Origin of the sequence: Desulfovibrio piger ATCC 29098 (genome assembly GCF_000156375.1) — a bacterium.
Taxonomy (GTDB): Bacteria; Desulfobacterota; Desulfovibrionia; order Desulfovibrionales; family Desulfovibrionaceae; genus Desulfovibrio; species Desulfovibrio piger.
The window spans coordinates 5,237-6,867 of sequence record NZ_DS996352.1; the positions used below are offsets into that span (position 1 = coordinate 5,237).

Here is a 1,631-nt window from a genome sequence, read left to right on the forward strand (position 1 = left end):
CAATGCTGAGATAGCTGAAGAGATGGCATATTGCTACGCAAGAATGAAAAGTGATATACTGGAATGTTTTAAAAGGCAGGTGGGCAAAGTTAAGGATTAATTATCAGGAGTAATTATGCGGAACAGAATCATGCCTGGTGTTTACATAGTAATAATTCCTTACGTTATCGTAAGCATTTGCTATCTCCTTTTCCGCCACTACATTCCTGGTGTTTCTTTTTCAGCTCATAGAGATGGTCTTGGGGCGACATTGTCATCATATGCAGGAACCATGATTGCAATCCTGATTGCTGCCTTGACGTTTCTAATCGGAAGCAGAACGCGCCGACTGGCCAAGATTAGAGAGTATGGGTATATGACATCGGTAGTTATTGTCTATGCCCTTAGTTTTGTTGAGCTTGGAGCTTTGTTTTTCTGCGGGTTATTGCTTCTTTCCAGCATAAGCGGCTACATGATACCCACTATCGCCATCGGCATTGCCTCTGCATCGTTCATTCATATATGCATCCTTGTTTTCCAACTATATAATTTGACCAGAGAACAAGAATAACCCGGCCTCAGCGCCGGGTTTTCTTTGCCTCACGATCGCCCCCAAAACACATAACCAATTGTATTTATTGAAAAATAAATAGATACAACTCACTAAACATAGCAATTCAGATCTCTCACCTACCAAACAATGCCCCCCTGCAAAAAATAAATTCATATAAAAAACATACAGATAACCATCTGCGGTGATAAATTATCTCTGGCGGTGTTGACATAAATACCACTGGCGGTGATACTGAGCACATCAGCAGGACGCACTGACCACCATGAAGGTGACGCTCTTAAAAATTAAGCCCTGAAGAAGGGCAGCATTCAAAGCAGAAGGCTTTGGGGTGTGTGATACGAAACGAAGCATTGGCCGTAAGTGCGATTCCGGATTAGCTGCCAATGTGCCAATCGCGGGGGGGTTTTCGTTCAGGACTACAACTGCCACACACCACCAAAGCTAACTGACAGGAGAATCCAGATGGATGCACAAACACGCCGCCGCGAACGTCGCGCAGAGAAACAGGCTCAATGGAAAGCAGCAAATCCCCTGTTGGTTGGGGTAAGCGCAAAACCAGTTAACCGCCCTATTCTCTCGCTGAATCGCAAACCGAAATCACGAGTAGAAAGCGCACTAAATCCGATAGACCTTACAGTGCTGGCTGAATACCACAAACAGATTGAAAGCAACCTGCAACGTATTGAGCGCAAGAATCAGCGCACATGGTACAGCAAGCCTGGCGAACGCGGCATAACATGCAGTGGACGCCAGAAAATTAAGGGAAAATCGATTCCTCTTATCTAGTTACTTAGATATTGGCCTTGGCTTTATCTCAATATTATATGGATCATAGCTGGCAACTAATTCAGTCCAGTAAATATCCTCAATAGGGAATAATATATGCTTCCCATTCCATCGGGAAAAGTTTTGTTCAACACACCAAGCTCAATCAACTCACTAATGTATGGGAATTGTTTTGATGTAACCACATACTTCCTGCCTTCATTAAGGGCTGCGCACAAAACCATAGATTGCTCTTCTGTAAGGTTTTGAATTACTGATCGCACTTTATCGTTTTGCATCTTAATGCGTTTTC

3 protein-coding genes are annotated in these 1,631 nt (G+C 43.5%); 2 read left to right on the forward strand and 1 reads right to left on the reverse strand.

Annotation, left to right across the window (positions count from 1 at the left end):
* Positions 1-115 precede the first annotated feature (115 nt).
* Both DESPIG_RS01570 and DESPIG_RS13085 read left to right on the forward strand, forming a co-directional pair.
* Positions 116-550 carry a protein rexB gene (locus DESPIG_RS01570; protein WP_001245922.1) on the forward strand — a complete coding sequence of 145 codons (435 nt, stop codon included), beginning with the start codon at positions 116-118 and terminating at the stop codon, positions 548-550.
* Between the two features lie 465 nt (positions 551-1,015).
* The gene (locus DESPIG_RS13085; RefSeq protein ID WP_001564525.1) at positions 1,016-1,339 is read left to right on the forward strand and encodes an antitermination protein N; all 324 of its coding nucleotides are present in this window, start codon (positions 1,016-1,018) and stop codon (positions 1,337-1,339) included.
* A gap of 56 nt (positions 1,340-1,395) precedes the next feature.
* Here DESPIG_RS13085 and DESPIG_RS13090 read toward each other — a convergent pair.
* Positions 1,396-1,631 (reverse strand): super-infection exclusion protein B (locus DESPIG_RS13090; RefSeq protein ID WP_246118388.1); only part of this gene is annotated, 236 nt, incomplete at its 5' end.